The sequence below is a fragment of the Acinetobacter sp. 1566109 genome (genome assembly GCF_000582255.1).
In the GTDB taxonomy this organism is placed as follows: Bacteria; Pseudomonadota; Gammaproteobacteria; order Pseudomonadales; family Moraxellaceae; genus Acinetobacter; species Acinetobacter nosocomialis.
Genome location: NZ_JEYB01000013.1, coordinates 15,702 through 30,913, shown reverse-complemented (window position 1 = coordinate 30,913; position 15,212 = coordinate 15,702). Strand labels below are relative to the sequence as shown.

The following is a 15,212-nucleotide window of genomic DNA, read 5'->3' as shown; positions in this document are numbered from 1 at the left end:
ACTTATTTTTTTATAAGTTTTATTAGATAAAGTTCAACTTGACTTGTTAATCGAGTTCCCCATACTGTGAGGAATATATAAAGTTTGCTGTATGATTTTCCGTCAAGCAAAATAAACTCAAAATCATTTTGTGCTTTTATACAATTGTATAATAAACAATATGATAATTGAATTTAATAACAAGAAATTTAAACTATAAGGGATGATCAAAAATTGTTATATAAAATGCCAACACATCAGTATCGACAGTCAATCCGCCCTTTTTTCTTTAAACCCAATTACCTTGCGTTGGTATTGGGAGTATTTATTGCAACGCCTATTTATGCACAAAGCTTAAGTTATGCTGAAGCAGAACAACAAGCTTTAAAAAGCTCGTATAGCACTCAAGCCAACCAAGCTTTACAACAAGCCTCTCAATTAGAAGCCGAAGCAGTAAAAGGTTTAGGCTTACCCAGAGTTGATTTAAACGTTAGAGCATACGCGTTTCATAGTGAAACAGATGTGCCACTTAGTGGTTTTAAGCAAAAACTTGAGAATGATTTAAGCCAAGGATTAAACGACAAATTGTCTCAGTGGAACAATGTCATTCCATCAGATGTTTTAGGACAAGTTCAAGAAGGTTCAAACCAAATCATCCATGATGGAATCAATCGTTTTCCTAACTACGCTAATTTGACTGTAGAAGACCAAGTGGTTCGCCCCTCTATTTCAGTTGTGATGCCAATCTATACAGGAGGCTTGACGACTAGTGCAAAGAAAATAGCTAATATTCAAGCTCAACGTTCCGAGCTTTCAAGCCAACAACAGCAAGATATACAGCGCTTCGAAGTCGTACAAAGTTACTTTAATGTGCAATTACAACAACAACTGGTCGCGAGTAGCTTATTTAACTTTAATGCAATGCAAAAGCATTACAGCAACGCGCTAAAGCTCGAACAGCAAGGTTTTATTAGTAAAGGACAACGCATGCAATTTGAAGTTGCCCGTAACAATGCCGAACGAACTTTACAAAATGCTCAAGCAAATCTGAATGCCAGCCAATTCAGTTTAAACAATCTTCTTCATCAGCAAAGTAATCCTGATTTGAGTACTCCTCTTTTTGTAAATACAGTTCGTAGCCAATCTTTAGAAGCACTGCTAAGTAGTTACGCTCAAAAATCAAGCCTTGTGCAAAAAATGCAGTTAGACACCCAATTGGCTAATGCGAATATTCAGGCTCAACAAGCAGCTAAAAAGCCAAGCCTCTTTGCTTTTGGTGAATATTCACTCGATGAAAATGAAAACTGGATTGTAGGTGTCATGGCAAAATACAATCTGTTTTCTGGCGTAGATAAAAATAAGAATATTCATGCTGCCGAGTTAAAACGTTATGCCTCAGAACTCATGACCGAACGAACTAAACAAGAGATTGAAGCTTTATTGAATAAATCTTATAACGAGCTCAATTCAGCGCAACAAAGTCATACCTTACTTCAAAGAAATATCAATGCAGCTCAAGAAAACTTACGTATTCAGGAGCTTTCTTTCCGTGAAGGTATGGGAACAGCCACACAAGTCATTGACGCGCAAAATGCGTTAAGTGCTTTAAAAACAGAAATGGCTTTAAATGCTTATAAATATGTCATGTCGCTCGCAACGCTATTGCAAAGCCATGGTTCTATGGACCAGTTTAAAGCTTATGTGACTCAACCACACACCGACTATATCCGCTAATGGGGGCATAACATGAATCAAGACTCAGCTCATTCAGAACAAAATTCTCCTGTTGCGGATACGGCAGAAACTAACCAAAATCAGCAGAACACTCAAACCGACAATGCGCAAGAAGTAAAAACGAGTAAAAGTTCTCAACCGCCTAAAAGTTCAAAAATTAAACTAATTATTGCGGTGGTCATTATTGCTCTATTAGGGCTAATCATTTTCGGTTTATGGAAAAGTTATCAACCTAAGCCTATTGAGTTACAAGGCAGAGTTGAGGCTGAAACGATTCACGTCAGTACTAAAGTTCCAAGTCGTATTGAAGAAATTTATGTGCAAGAAGGCCAAAAAGTTTCTAAAGGACAACCTCTGGTTCGTTTAGTCAGCCCAGAAATTGAAGCTAAAAAGCAGCAAGCTTTAGCTACCCTACAATCAGCTTTAGCTTTTCAGTCTACTGTAGACCGTGGTTCGCAGCAGGAAAATATTGATACTCTTTATGCCAACTGGCAAAGTATGAAAGCTCAAGCGAACCTTGCAAAAACCACTTATCAACGTGGTGAAAATTTATATAGACAAGGTGTTATTTCTCGTCAAAGACGAGATGAGATGTTAGCTGCACAAACCTCTGCTCAAGAGTTAAGTGAAGCAGCTTATCAACAATATGCTCGAGCAAAGCGCGGAAGTACCAGTCAGCAGAAATCTACAGCAGATGCACAAGTTGATATTGCCAAAGCAGCAGTCAGTGAAGCTCAAGCACTTGAGGCAGAAACCCGCCTACTCGCTCCTATTTCAGGTACAGTTTCAAAAACTTATGGCAAACCTTCTGAACTCGTTGCGATGGGTGTACCGGTTGTCAGCATTTTAGAAGATGATGATTTGTGGGTGAGTTTAAATGTCGGTGAAAATCAGTACGCTTCTGTTTATAAAAACAAAACGCTAGAGGGATTCATTCCTGCGCTGAACCAAACCGTAATGTTTAAAGTGAAAAATATTGATGCCGAAGGTGAATTTGCCACCATTAAAACCACACGTCAAACCGGCGGTTATGATATCCGTAGCTTTAAATTGCATTTGGTACCTGAGCGTCCTGTCAAAGATTTAAAAGTTGGCATGAGTGTTCTATTTAAAATTAAAGAAGAAAAATAAAGCATGTTTGCCAGTATATTACGTGAACTAAACTATCTAAGAAGCAATAAATGGGATTTGTGTATGGTGACACTTATCCCTGCTTTTATCATTTTTTTGTTTAGCAGCATGTTTTATGCAGGTAAGGCTGAACATTTACCTATCGCGATTATTGATCAGGATCAAAGTGAGCTGAGCCGCAATATTGAAAAGTATCTTTCGTTAAATCATACGGTAGATGTTAAAACAATTACTACAAGCTCGACCGAAGCTGAAAAACTACTCAATGAAACCAAAATTTGGGGCTATGTTTTTATTCCTGACGGCGCTGAAAAACGTTTTGTAAAAGCTCAAGATGCACAAATCAGTATTGCTTTTAATCAGTCATTTTTTAGCGTAGGAAATACGATTTCCTCAGCAATGCTAGTCAGTACACTAAATGCTTTAGCAGACTATGCAGGCCAGAGTTATCTTGCAAATAATATTCCTTATTTAGATGTCCCTACAGCACATGTCAAAATTTCAACACTCTATAACCCAAGTATGAGCTATGAATTTTATTTAGAACCTTTCATGGTTCCTGCTGTTTTGCATCTATTACTCTGTTGTTGTGTGGCTTTTGCTATTGGACAAGAGCTTAAACGCGGCACATTAACCCAGTGGGTCAACCGTGAAAATTTTATTCGCGGCTTACTGGCTAAAAATTTACTTTATAGCTTTATTTTTTGTCTCTGGACTTGGTTATGGATGTTTTGGCTCGTTGAGATTCGAGGTTGGTTTGTAGCAGGTTCTCTTAGTCTTTTATTAGCTGCCCAGTTTTTGCTTTATTTTTCTTATGCACTCATTAGTAGTACTGTCATTTTAGCCACCAAAAATTTAAGTAAAACTTTTGGCTTTATTGCAGTATACGGCGGGTCTTCTTTAAGTTTTGCAGGGGTTACCCTACCTTTAAATAATGCACCGATTTTCACTAAATTTTGGTCTTTAATTATTCCATATACACCTTATGCAAAGCTCCAAACCGAACAATGGGTGATTGGAAGTCCACTCTTTATTTCAATGACGCCTTTTTTAATACTGATTGGCTACTGCCTTATTTATTTCATTTTGAGTTCCTTGCTGCTTAAAAAACTAGTTCGGGGGGCAGCGCAATGAAAGAGTTCTTAAAGGCTTATGCCCAAACGTTTAAAGATATTGTTGGTAACAGTTCGGTTTTCACGACACTGATTTTATCAGTCATTCTTTATAGCTTTTTTTATCCAACTGCTTATAAAGCTGAACGTGCCGAATCAATTCCAATTGTCGTGGTTGATGAAGAACAGAGTCTTTTAAGCTCTCAAATTATTGGACAAGCAAGCAATAGTCCGCACGTTAAAATTGTTAATGTGACTGCTAATTTTCTCCAAGCTGAGCAAATGGTTCGCGAGCAAAAAGCAGATGGTATTTTGCTTTTACCCAACAACTTAACACAGAGCCTACGCCGCGGAGAAACTGGTGGAATTGGCTTGTACTTAAGTACAACCAACTTCTTAAAAACTAAAGAAATTGGGTTAGGTCTTGCTACATCTATTGAAGCTACATTAAAAGAATATGTTGAAAAATTTGGAGAACGTACACATTTCCAACCAGCTCTTTCTATTCATCAAGTTCCTTTATTTAACCCCCTTTCAGGTTATGGAAGCTATATTTTTCCAGCAGTTGCAACACTCATTATTCACCAAACGATTGTATTAGGTTTAGCCATGCTGATTGCAAGCTACCGCGAACAGCATGAAAAAATTACGTCTATTCGCTTTGCTGGAATTTTTGCCAGCCTGTTTACTATTGGTTGTTTAAGCAGCTTTTATCTTTTTGGTTTTACCTTGTGGTTCAACGACTACCCACATGGTGGAAACTTTATTGGTTTATTCGTCGCGGTTCCTATTTTTATTAGTTGTGTGATTGGATTAGGCATGTTAGTTGGTTCACTTTTAGATATGCCTGAACGTGCCGGACATATTATCGTATTTAGTTCAGTTCCTCTTTTCTTATTAACTGGTACCGCATGGCCCCACCATGCCATGCCTGAATGGCTAGAATGGTTTGCTTGGTGCTTACCTTCTACAAACGGTGTACAAATGTTTGTACAGCTTAACCAAATGGGTGTTCCTTTAAATGTTGTGATTCCTAAATTGATTTTTCTTGCAACAATTGGAATCATTTTTTTAATTATTGCTCATTCACGTTTAAAAAATTCCAAATAAATTTAAGGATTCATAAATGTGCATAAATTATATTTTTATTTACTATAAAATCTTATAGTTAAAGCTTATTTCTTAAATAATTGACCAAAAAAATCTAAAAAAACAAATAAATTCAAAGTATTAATTTGTATCAATTGTCATGAAACCTTAAGAAAACTTTAAGTTGAAATTAAGAAATTTTCTCCATAGTAATTAGTATAGTTTTTCAGCAGCTACGCAGAGTATTCTGTAATCCTGCCTATGACGGAATCTGGATATGGCAAAAGTGTGTTATTGCGCAGATGACTTTGCAATGAATGCAGAAATATCAGACGCAATTATTCAACTCATTGAACAAGGTGCCCTACAGGCAACCTCATGTATGACCCAATCTGAATTGTGGGAAACTGCTGCTGCCAAATTAAAACCTTTTAGCGATCAAATTGATATCGGTTTGCATTTAAATCTTACCCATCAATTCGCTTCAGGTAATACTGTTTTTTCCTTACCTATGCTTATTTTACGTGCATGGTCTTCAAGCCTGAATCGTGAATTAATTACGAAATGTATTGAAGAGCAATGGGACTTATTTGTTTCAGCCATGGGAAAACAGCCAGACTTTATTGATGGACATCAACATATTCATCAATTTCCGTTTATACGCGATATTTTGCTGCAATTGTTAAAAGAGAAAAAATTTACGGGTTGGATTCGAAATTTACAACATCCGATAGATTTACCTCACTATCGTTTTAAGACTCGTGTGCTCTCTGCACTTGGTTCTAACTCTTTGGCAAAAGCATGTCAAACATATCAATTTAATCAGAACGACCAATTTGCTGGTATTTATGATTTTAAGCAAACTGATTATGGCGAACTCAATCAATACTGGCTTGCACATGCAAAAGACCATTTACTGATAATGTGCCATCCAGCACTTGCAGAATCAAATGATCAAGATCCGATTCAGCACGCCCGAATACAAGAATATGAATATTTTAGTTCGGATCAGTTTCAAATTGATTGTCAGCAATATGGTATCCAGCTCACTAGACTAGGGGCAATGCAATGAACACAAAACCATTTTTATCCTGCGTTGTTCCAGCTTATAACGAAGCAGAAAATTTAAAAACTTTTATTCCTGCTTTAGCAAATAGTCTAAAACAGCAAAATCTTAGCTATGAAATTATTGTGGTCGATGATGGAAGTAAGGACGATACTATTCCAATTTTGCAAACAATGATTGATGACTATCCCTTAGTTGTGCTTGAACTTTCACGCAACTTTGGTAAAGAAGCAGCTTTAAGTGCTGGTTTAGATCATGTGACAGGCGAAGTTACTTTACTAATTGATGCGGATTTTCAACACCCATTTGAAGCAATTCCAACCATGATCAACCTTTGGAAAAATGGTTATGACATGGTGTATGGCATTCGTAATCGCTCCACTGAATCTTGGCTTAAACGTGTTTTAACTCAAGGTTACTATCGTATATTAAACTTAAGCTCACCGATCGATATTCCAGAAAGTGCTGGAGACTTTCGTCTATTAGACGCAAAAGTTGTTGAAGCAATTAAACAATTGCCAGAAAAAAATCGCTATATGAAAGGCCTATATGCTTGGGTTGGTTTTAAAAGTATAGGCGTTAATTTTTCTGAACAGGAACGTCAGCACGGCCGTTCTAGTTTTAACGTAAAATCTCTATTTAACTTGGCTATGTCAGGTTTAACTGGTTTTTCAGATTTACCTTTACGCATCTGTATTTATTTAGGCGCAATTCTGGCTTTAGGTGCTATGGGTTACGGCGTATGGATCATCATTAAAACGTTGATCGAAGGAATTTCTGTCCCAGGTTGGGCAACACTTGCAGCAGGTATGACTTTACTTGGCGGTATACAGTTGTTATTTCTAGGTATTGTTGGTGAATATATTAGTCGTATTTACGCTGAAGTAAAAAATAGACCAAAATATATTGTTGCATCCGAACATTCTCGTATTAAACAAGAAAAATCTATCACAAAGCCGGAAAATACTTTCTCTAGTTTCTAACATGTTTGCTCATATTCTTCAGCTCACGCGGTTTGCTACTACCGGAGCCGCAGCAGCACTTACTCACTATAGTGTCGCCATGCTTCTGTTTAAGAAGCATGTTGCACTGCAATACGCCAATTTACTCGCATTTTTAGTTGCCTATTGGGTGAGCTATTTCGGGCATCGTATTTTTACTTTCAAAGCACAGCATCTTGATCATCGTCAGACTCTACCAAAATTCACATTGGTTGCAGGCTTAGGTTTTTTATTTAATGAAAGTTTTCTTCTACTCTCGAACCTCTATTTTAATGTCCCTGTTTCAACCTTAGTGTGTATTGCAATTGTTCTGACCTCTGTCGTGACTTTCTTGCTTAACCGTTTTTTTGCATTTCAACATTAAGGATTGTGTATGCAGCAATGGCTTCGTAATTCCAAATTTTTATTATTTTTTTTACCGTTTTGGTTACTTCTTCTTTCTTGGATAAGACCTCTATCTGTACCTGATGAAGGACGCTATGGAGATATTAGCCGAGCTATGGTCGAGTCTGGAGATTGGTTAACTCCACGAATCGATGGTTTGCCTTTCATGCATAAACCCCCTCTACTACACTGGTTAAGTTCTATTTTTATGGAGCTTTTTGGCGTACATGTATGGGTATTACGGTTAGTACCTGTTTTAGCTGGTACCCTCATGTTAGTGGGACTATTCTTATTTGTAAAAAAGCATATTTCGGAAGGCGTAGCACAGCTTACGGTTATCATTTTAGCGACCAACCTGCTTTTTTTTGGCAGTAGTCAATATATTAACCATGATTTACTAGTAGCCTCATGGATTACGATTAGTGTTTTATGCTTTGCTGATTTCACCATTTCTGCACGTAAACCTATTTTATTTTTAGGTTACATCGCTGGTGCAGCTGCTTTTCTAAGTAAAGGTCTCATTGGCGTTCTCATTCCAGGTATGATCCTGTTGCCGTGGCTACTCTACACAAAACAATGGAAGAAAATACCTTCGCTTCTTAATCCATTGGCGATCTTGCTATTTTTGCTCATCATTAGTCCATGGCTCTATGCAGTACAAAGTAAATATCCTCAATTTTTACATTACTTCTTTATTGACCAACAATTTAGTCGATTTAGTTCAAAAGAATTTAATAATAAACAACCATGGTGTTTCTATCTGCTTATTTTATTTGTCAGCTGCTTACCATGGTTTTTTGCGAGTAGATTTGAGGCTATTAAGGCCATTTTTAAAGACTATAAGCAATCAGGTGTATTTGCCCTGCTTGTATGGTGGTTTATTTCTGTTACGGTTTTCTTCTCTATTCCTCCATCTAAACTAGCGGGCTATATTTTACCTGCTGTGCCACCTCTTGCTATTTTCTTAGCACTTGTGATGAATAAGATTCTTGAAAGCAGTTATAAAACCAAATTACAGATTTGGGGTACTCCTGTATTTATTATACTTCTTGGAATTGGTATTGCTGCTACACCTCGTTTTATTCGTGCAAATCAACCCTTTTTCCAACACGAAGCTGTATTTATTTATACCATTGGTGCGCTGTTAATTGTGCTCCCACTGGTTTTAGTGTGGTTATACAAAAAGCAAAAAGTGAGCTATTTAAACTATATTTTTATAAGTTTAATTGTTTTATGTAGCTCTGTTCCTTTTGCCGTTCGTATTTTAGATACCAAAAATAATGTTGGCCAAACAGATTTTGCTGAGTACATTACTCCATCTACAAAAATAGTTTTCTACAATTACTATTTTTATGATGTGCCATTCCTTTTAAAGCTTAAACAGCCTGTCTATATTGTAAATGAATGGGATAGTGTCCATTCCGATAGTGCTTCTTTAGAAATTAAAGATGGCTTGTTATTTGAGCCCCAACTTAAAAAGTATTTGTGGAGCGAACAGCAGCTCAAAGATGCTTTATCTCAAAAGCAAGATCTAATCGTGGTAAGTCAACCAAATAATTTTTCGACTAAAGACCCATCGGTAAAAACTCTACATTACCGAAACTATGATGTATTTATTTTCCATCCAGCAAAATAAATAGACGAGAAATAAAAAAGGAAGCCTAGGCTTCCTTTTTTATTTTAAAACGTTTTACTCTTCAGAAGTATCTTCATTATTAGATACAACTTCTTCGCTATCAGTTTCAGTCGTATCTACTTCGCCTTCAAGAAGTTCTTCTTCGTCTTCTACAGCTTCAATTGAAACTACACCAACGAGGGTTTCTTCTTCACTTAAACGGATGAGACGAACACCTTGAGCATTACGGCCTGTCATTGCAACTTCTGCTGCACGTGTACGAACAAGCGTACCACCATCAGAAATCAACAATAATTCTTTAGTTTCATCAATAGAAACTGCACCAACTAGCTCACCGTTACGTTCACTTGTTTTAATTGCAATAACGCCCTTACCACCACGTTTCTTGGTTGGGAAGTCATTTACAGGAGTACGTTTACCGTAACCGTTGGCACTCGCACACAGTACTTCACCTGTTTCAGGTACAACGACAAGCGATACGATACGACTTACTAGATTCGAATCTGCTGAATCATCATTATCATCTGATTCATCATTTTCTACATCTGCATCTTCTTCACTTAGGATACTGCTAGCAAAGCTCACGCGCATACCACGTACACCTTTAGCTGTACGACCCATTGCACGTACGTCAGTTTCAGCAAAACGAATTGCCTTACCTTCGTTAGAGAACAACATGATTTGCTGATTACCATCAGTAATCGCAACACCAATTAAGGTATCTTCTTCATTAAGCTCAATAGCACGTAGACCATTTGAACGAATGTTTGCAAATTGTTCTAACTCAACACGCTTAACCGTACCAGAAGCTGTAGCCATAAACACATAGTGGTTTTCTGGGAACTCTGTTAACGGCAAGATTGCAGTTACTGTTTCTGTTGCATCTAGAGGTAACAAGTTCACGATTGGGCGACCTTTTGCCCCACGTGATGCTTGAGGAACCTCAAATACTTTTAGACGGTACACTTTACCTACATTGGTAAAGCAAAGTACAGTCGCGTGATTCGATGCCACAATCAGATGTTGAATAAAGTCATCATCTTTCATTGAGGTTGCAGACTTACCACGTCCACCGCGACGCTGTGCCTGATAGTCTGAAAGTGGTTGAGTTTTTGCATAACCCGTTTGTGAAACAGTTAATACAACTTGCTCTTCCGGAATCAAATCTTCACGGCAAAAATCAACACGAGATTCAACAATTTCAGTACGACGTGCATCGCCATATTGTTGTAATACTTGTGCTAACTCTTCACGAATAACGCCCATCAACAAGTTGAAGTCGTTTAAAATTGCTGTAAGTTCAGCAATTTGACCTAAAATTTCAGTATATTCTGCGTGTAACTTGTCTTGTTCCAGACCTGTTAAACGGTGTAAACGTAATTCTAAAATTGCGCCTACTTGTGTCGGAGATAAGCGGTAAATTGAATCGCTTAGACCAAATGGACGATTTGGATCTTCACCTTCAATTTCATCTGGACGAACAGAAATAGCACCTGCTTTTTCAAGTAATGAAACAACACCACCACCTGCCCACTCACCAGCAAGTAAACGCTCACGCGCTTCAGCAGGGTTAGCAGAAGTTTTGATGGTTTCAATAATTTCATCAATATTAGCTAAGGCAACTGTCAAACCTTCCAAGATATGACCACGTTCACGCGCTTTGCGTAATTCGAACATGGTACGGCGTGTCACAACTTCTTGGCGATGACGAATAAATGCCGCAATAATATCTTTCAGATTCATCAACTTTGGTTGTCCATTGTCTAGACAAACCATGTTGATGCTGAATGAGTTTTCAAGCTGGGTATTTAAGAATAAGTTATTTACAACGACTTCTGCGTTTTCACCGCGTTTCAAGTCAATTGCAATACGCATACCTTCTTTGTCAGACTCATCACGAAGTTCTGAAATACCTTCAAGTTTTTTCTCTTTTACTAACTCAGCAATACGTTCAATCACTCTTGCTTTGTTTACTTGATATGGAATTTCAGTAAAGACGATGGTTGTACGACCTGTCTTTTCATCTTCTTCGAAATGGTATTTACCACGAATGTGCAAACGACCTTTACCGGTACGGTAGGCATCAACAATACCTGATTTACCGTAAATAATACCGCCTGTAGGGAAGTCAGGACCGGTAATATATTCCATCAACCCTTCAATCGAGATATTCGGATTGTTAGCATAAGCCAAACATGCATTCACAACTTCAGTCATGTTATGTGGTGCCATGTTGGTAGCCATACCTACAGCAATACCCGCAGCACCGTTAATTAACAAGTTTGGAACACGTGTCGGAAGTACTTCAGGAATACGTTCCGAACCGTCGTAGTTATCTTCCCAGTCAACTGTGTCTTTTTCTAAATCTGCAAGAAGCTCATGTGCCAGCTTAGTCATACGGACTTCGGTATAACGCATCGCCGCGGCGCTATCGCCATCGATCGAACCGAAGTTACCCTGACCATCAACCAATAAATAACGTAAGCTAAAGTCTTGAGCCATACGAACAATGGTTTCATAAACAGCTGAGTCACCATGCGGGTGATATTTACCGATTACGTCCCCAACGACACGAGCAGATTTCTTGTAGGCTTTGTTATAGTCATTGCCCAATTCGTGCATGGCATAAAGCACACGACGGTGAACAGGTTTAAGACCGTCTCTCACATCCGGCAATGCACGAGATACAATTACACTCATTGCGTAATCTAAATATGAATGCTTGAGTTCGTCCTCAATGGCAATCGGTCGGATTTCCGATACGCTCATGCATACTCCTTCTTACAGATAGATATTTCTATCCGTTTATATGTCTTGATCTTGCAAAAAATTTAGTTCCGGAAAGTGAACTAAAATCGAAAAAAATATAGCTGTATACTATAGCATAAATTGCTCGATAACTGGGAGTTTAGCGATCTGAAAATAGCATTTTTTTACAATAAAAATTCTATTAGAATTAATAAGTTAAAATTATAGGTTTCTACTTTTAAATGTATTCATTAAAACTCAATTATTCGACCAAAATATAAACAGCATGAAAGTGCTCTTTTTAGAACACATTTCATCTATTTAAAGAATCTAACTTTTCGTCTTAGCTCAACTTAGCGCTATTTGAGTTAAAGATTCCGAGTTTATTTTTAAAGCTAATTACACTTTTTAAAGAATCAATTTACAGAGCGATATTGAGCCGGTATCCATTGGTATCCTGTTGAGCTTTTACCAATGTGTCCAATGCCAGGAAAAGCGATATGTGCTGCCCCCACCCACCATTGGTTTTTATAGGCTTGTTCAAAGATACTCTTACGAACAGCTATAGCCTGATTCGAATGAGTATCGGGTTTGTAGCTTGCTTCAGGATAAGGAAATTGGACTGCACCGTAATGCACCACATCGCCTAGACCTAAGAACTTTTGGCCGTTTTGTCCATCTACTAAATATGAAGAATGACCTTCCGTATGACCATGAGTCACGATGAGTTGAACATTCGGTACGTTAAAAGTGGCTTTGGTAAAAGCAACTAACTGTCCTGCCTTTTGGTATGGCTGTAATGCATCACGCGTCATTTTAAATATTGGTTTAAAAAAATCGGTGGCTTTTGCTTCATTTGCAGATGATGTCCAAAAGTCGACATCTTCTTTCGCCAGATAAACTTTCGCATTTGGATAAGCCATTTTGCCATCAAGTGTAATACCGCATAAGTGATCGGGATGGGCATGTGTAATTAAAATCGTATCTATTTGTTCAGGCTGTACGCCTGCTTTCTTCAAGTTTTCACGTACATGACCTAAAGTTGGGCCAAAACATTTTGCAGTCCCTGCATCAATCAAAATATTTTGTGTAGGTGTTTGTACAAGATAGGCGGAGAAATCCGTGACAATCTGATTATGTTCATCTATAGGAACGAAGTTTTCTGCAAACAGTCGATTGGCTTTTTCAGCTGAAATACCCAGTAAATCACTACGAGGTAGTCCCAGTTCTCCATCAAATAAAGCCGTTACTTTAAGGTTTCCTACTGGTTGTAAAAAGTAACCATCAACCTGATGCACGGTTGGCTTTTGTTCTGCATGTATAACTGTACTGGTACTCAGCAGTAATAATATCGCAAGTGATTTTAATGATTTCATCATAGAGTCCTTGGTATTGTCATACTTTAACTCTATTGGTTTTTATCTGTTTAAATCGCTCAATAAGCGATAAGAAACGCTCAAATTGACTTATTCGGCAGCTAGAACAGCTGGATCTATACCATAACGCTCTACAAAGCGATCACGAAAAATAGCAACAGACTGGTATCCAGATTTTGCTGCAATGGTTTTCATGGGTAGTTTTTTCGAATACAACAACTCAAGTGCATAAGTAAGACGGGCATGCGTAATCGTTTCTCTTAAGGTCGTATCTTCATGGCTAAGCTTGCGGCGAAGTGTTGCACTACTCAAACCTAGTCGCATTTCAAACTCACTAGACTGCCAATGGTGCTGTGGATTCTCTATTACCCAATCATGAATGATTTTTGTCAATTTAGGTGGCGGTACAATTAGCACATCTGAACAATGCTGTTGGCATAACTTTACAAGCATAGCGGTAATACATAAACGTGCTTTCACCACATCATGATTAAACAAAGCTGTTTGCCACTCGGTTAAAGAGGTAGCGAAATCATCAATTGAAAACTTTAATATTGCTTCTGTTCTGTCGACTACGGGCTTCGCCCAAATCATTTGTGCAGCTTGAATGACTTCGTCACACATAGGCACAAGAATAGTGAGATACTCACCCGTTATAGGGTCAGGCAGATTAACTGCATCGATAACCGTATCGGGTTTTATAATATAGAGATCACCAGCACTAAAATTGATTTGTTTTGTTTGAAGATTTAATTGTTGTTGCCCATATAGAATAAATCCCATATGCAACTGGCTAACTTTAATATTGGAAAGCCCATACTGATTTTTAGATCGAATACATAAATAATCTCGTGCCATATCTGCCCGCGCCAATCTCACCAATGACTGGTGCAATTGATGAGCTTCGATGGAAGCGGAATAATTAATATTCATAATAATGATCTAAATAAAAAACGCCCTTGGCTATTTATAGCACAAGGGCGTTTTTCGAATAAGTGACAAGCTGTAAATTACAACTTGCTTACTAACTCTGGTACTACAGCGTTCAAATCACCAACTAACCAGTAGTCAGCAACGCTGTTAATTGGCGCTTCTTCGTCTTTGTTGATTGCAACAATAACTTTAGAATCTTTCATACCAGCTAAGTGCTGGATCGCACCAGAAATACCTACAGCAATGTAAAGCTCAGGTGCAACGATTTTACCAGTTTGACCAACTTGGAAATCGTTAGGTACGAAGCCTGCATCAACTGCTGCACGTGAAGCACCTTGTGCTGCACCAAGCTTGTCAGCTAATGGGTCAAGTACTTTGTGGTAGTTCTCACCAGAACCTACACCACGACCACCAGATACAACAATACGAGCAGCTGTTAATTCTGGACGATCAAGTTTAACGATTTCTTCAGATACAAACTTAGAAATGCCTGCGTCTTTTACTTCGCCAACTGTTTCAATCGCAGCAGAACCACCTTCCGCAGCAACTGGATCAAATGCTGTACCACGAACAGTACCAACAATGATTGCTTCGTCAGATTGAACAGTTGCAATCGCGTTACCAGCGTAGATTGGACGCTTGAATGTGTTCGCAGATTCAACAGAAATAATGTCTGTGATCATGCTTACATCAAGAAGCGCAGCAACACGTGGAAGAATGTTCTTACCAGTCGTTGTAGAAGCAGCTAAAACGTATTTGTAACCTTTAGCCAAGTCAGCAACTAAACCAGCTACGTTTTCAGCTAATTGGTTTGCATAAGCCGCGTTGTCAGCAAGCAATACTTTGCTCACGCCAGCAACTTTAGCAGCAGCGTCAGCAACTGCTTGAGCGCCTGAACCAGCAACTAATACAGTAATATCACCACCGATTTTTTGAGCTGCAGCAACAACGTTTAAAGTAGCACCGTTAAGTGTCTGGTTGTTGTGATCAGCGATAACTAAAATACTCATGATTTTATCCTTC

12 protein-coding genes are annotated in these 15,212 nt (G+C 38.2%); 8 read left to right on the top strand and 4 right to left on the bottom strand.

Features of this window, described 5'->3' with window-relative positions; translation table 11 throughout:
* Positions 1-225: 225 nt before the first annotated feature.
* From J582_RS11850 to J582_RS11820, 8 genes are all read left to right on the top strand, one after another.
* A complete protein-coding gene (locus J582_RS11850; protein WP_001142040.1) occupies positions 226-1,713 on the top strand; it encodes a TolC family protein in 1,488 nt (495 codons plus the stop codon).
* A 12-nt stretch (positions 1,714-1,725) separates the two neighbouring features.
* The gene (locus J582_RS11845) at positions 1,726-2,844 is read left to right on the top strand and encodes an HlyD family secretion protein (RefSeq protein WP_031981955.1); all 1,119 of its coding nucleotides are present in this window, start codon (positions 1,726-1,728) and stop codon (positions 2,842-2,844) included.
* 3 nt (positions 2,845-2,847) lie between these two features.
* Entirely contained in the window at positions 2,848-3,978 is a 1,131-nt protein-coding gene (locus J582_RS11840) for an ABC transporter permease (RefSeq protein WP_139841879.1), read from the top strand.
* On the top strand, positions 3,975-5,066 hold the full coding sequence (locus J582_RS11835) for an ABC transporter permease (protein ID WP_031981953.1): 1,092 nt from the start codon (positions 3,975-3,977) through the stop codon (positions 5,064-5,066). The genes J582_RS11840 and J582_RS11835 overlap by 4 nt, the downstream gene beginning before the upstream one ends.
* 256 nt (positions 5,067-5,322) lie before the next feature.
* Positions 5,323-6,117, top strand: coding sequence for a ChbG/HpnK family deacetylase (locus J582_RS11830; protein ID WP_031981951.1), 795 nt, complete (start codon positions 5,323-5,325; stop codon positions 6,115-6,117).
* Positions 6,114-7,094 (top strand): glycosyltransferase family 2 protein, encoded by a 981-nt coding sequence (locus J582_RS11825; RefSeq protein WP_002048490.1) that lies wholly within the window; start codon positions 6,114-6,116, stop codon positions 7,092-7,094. The genes J582_RS11830 and J582_RS11825 overlap by 4 nt, the downstream gene beginning before the upstream one ends.
* A gap of 1 nt (position 7,095) precedes the next feature.
* Positions 7,096-7,476, top strand: a complete 381-nt coding sequence (locus tag J582_RS0104615) for a GtrA family protein (RefSeq protein WP_004707438.1) — start codon at positions 7,096-7,098, stop codon at positions 7,474-7,476.
* Between the two features lie 9 nt (positions 7,477-7,485).
* On the top strand, positions 7,486-9,132 hold the full coding sequence (locus tag J582_RS11820) for an ArnT family glycosyltransferase (protein ID WP_031981950.1): 1,647 nt from the start codon (positions 7,486-7,488) through the stop codon (positions 9,130-9,132).
* Positions 9,133-9,186: 54 nt separating this feature from the next.
* Here J582_RS11820 and gyrA read toward each other — a convergent pair whose 3' ends face one another.
* From gyrA to J582_RS11800, 4 genes are all read right to left on the bottom strand, one after another.
* The gene (gene gyrA / locus J582_RS11815) at positions 9,187-11,901 is read right to left on the bottom strand and encodes a DNA gyrase subunit A (protein ID WP_031981949.1); all 2,715 of its coding nucleotides are present in this window, start codon (positions 11,899-11,901) and stop codon (positions 9,187-9,189) included.
* A gap of 395 nt (positions 11,902-12,296) precedes the next feature.
* Positions 12,297-13,256: an MBL fold metallo-hydrolase gene (locus J582_RS11810; protein ID WP_031981947.1), complete on the bottom strand. Its 960-nt coding sequence runs from the start codon at positions 13,254-13,256 to the stop codon at positions 12,297-12,299.
* A gap of 90 nt (positions 13,257-13,346) precedes the next feature.
* On the bottom strand, positions 13,347-14,189 hold the full coding sequence (locus tag J582_RS11805; RefSeq protein WP_081405530.1) for a helix-turn-helix domain-containing protein: 843 nt from the start codon (positions 14,187-14,189) through the stop codon (positions 13,347-13,349).
* A 77-nt stretch (positions 14,190-14,266) separates the two neighbouring features.
* The gene (locus tag J582_RS11800) at positions 14,267-15,199 is read right to left on the bottom strand and encodes an electron transfer flavoprotein subunit alpha/FixB family protein (protein ID WP_004699815.1); all 933 of its coding nucleotides are present in this window, start codon (positions 15,197-15,199) and stop codon (positions 14,267-14,269) included.
* Positions 15,200-15,212 lie beyond the last annotated feature (13 nt).

What these genes read in the sequence shown, in the direction of transcription:
- J582_RS11820 (WP_031981950.1), top strand. Translation starts at nt 7,486, where the DNA reads ATGCAGCAATGGCTTCGTAATTCCAAATTTTTATTATTTTTTTTACCG.
- J582_RS11845 (WP_031981955.1), top strand. Translation starts at nt 1,726, where the DNA reads ATGAATCAAGACTCAGCTCATTCAGAACAAAATTCTCCTGTTGCGGAT.
- J582_RS11800 (WP_004699815.1), bottom strand. Translation starts at nt 15,199, where the DNA reads ATGAGTATTTTAGTTATCGCTGATCACAACAACCAGACACTTAACGGT.
- gyrA (WP_031981949.1), bottom strand. Translation starts at nt 11,901, where the DNA reads ATGAGCGTATCGGAAATCCGACCGATTGCCATTGAGGACGAACTCAAG.
- J582_RS11830 (WP_031981951.1), top strand. Translation starts at nt 5,323, where the DNA reads ATGGCAAAAGTGTGTTATTGCGCAGATGACTTTGCAATGAATGCAGAA.
- J582_RS0104615 (WP_004707438.1), top strand. Translation starts at nt 7,096, where the DNA reads ATGTTTGCTCATATTCTTCAGCTCACGCGGTTTGCTACTACCGGAGCC.
- J582_RS11825 (WP_002048490.1), top strand. Translation starts at nt 6,114, where the DNA reads ATGAACACAAAACCATTTTTATCCTGCGTTGTTCCAGCTTATAACGAA.
- J582_RS11840 (WP_139841879.1), top strand. Translation starts at nt 2,848, where the DNA reads ATGTTTGCCAGTATATTACGTGAACTAAACTATCTAAGAAGCAATAAA.
- J582_RS11810 (WP_031981947.1), bottom strand. Translation starts at nt 13,256, where the DNA reads ATGAAATCATTAAAATCACTTGCGATATTATTACTGCTGAGTACCAGT.
- J582_RS11805 (WP_081405530.1), bottom strand. Translation starts at nt 14,189, where the DNA reads ATGAATATTAATTATTCCGCTTCCATCGAAGCTCATCAATTGCACCAG.
- J582_RS11835 (WP_031981953.1), top strand. Translation starts at nt 3,975, where the DNA reads ATGAAAGAGTTCTTAAAGGCTTATGCCCAAACGTTTAAAGATATTGTT.
- J582_RS11850 (WP_001142040.1), top strand. Translation starts at nt 226, where the DNA reads ATGCCAACACATCAGTATCGACAGTCAATCCGCCCTTTTTTCTTTAAA.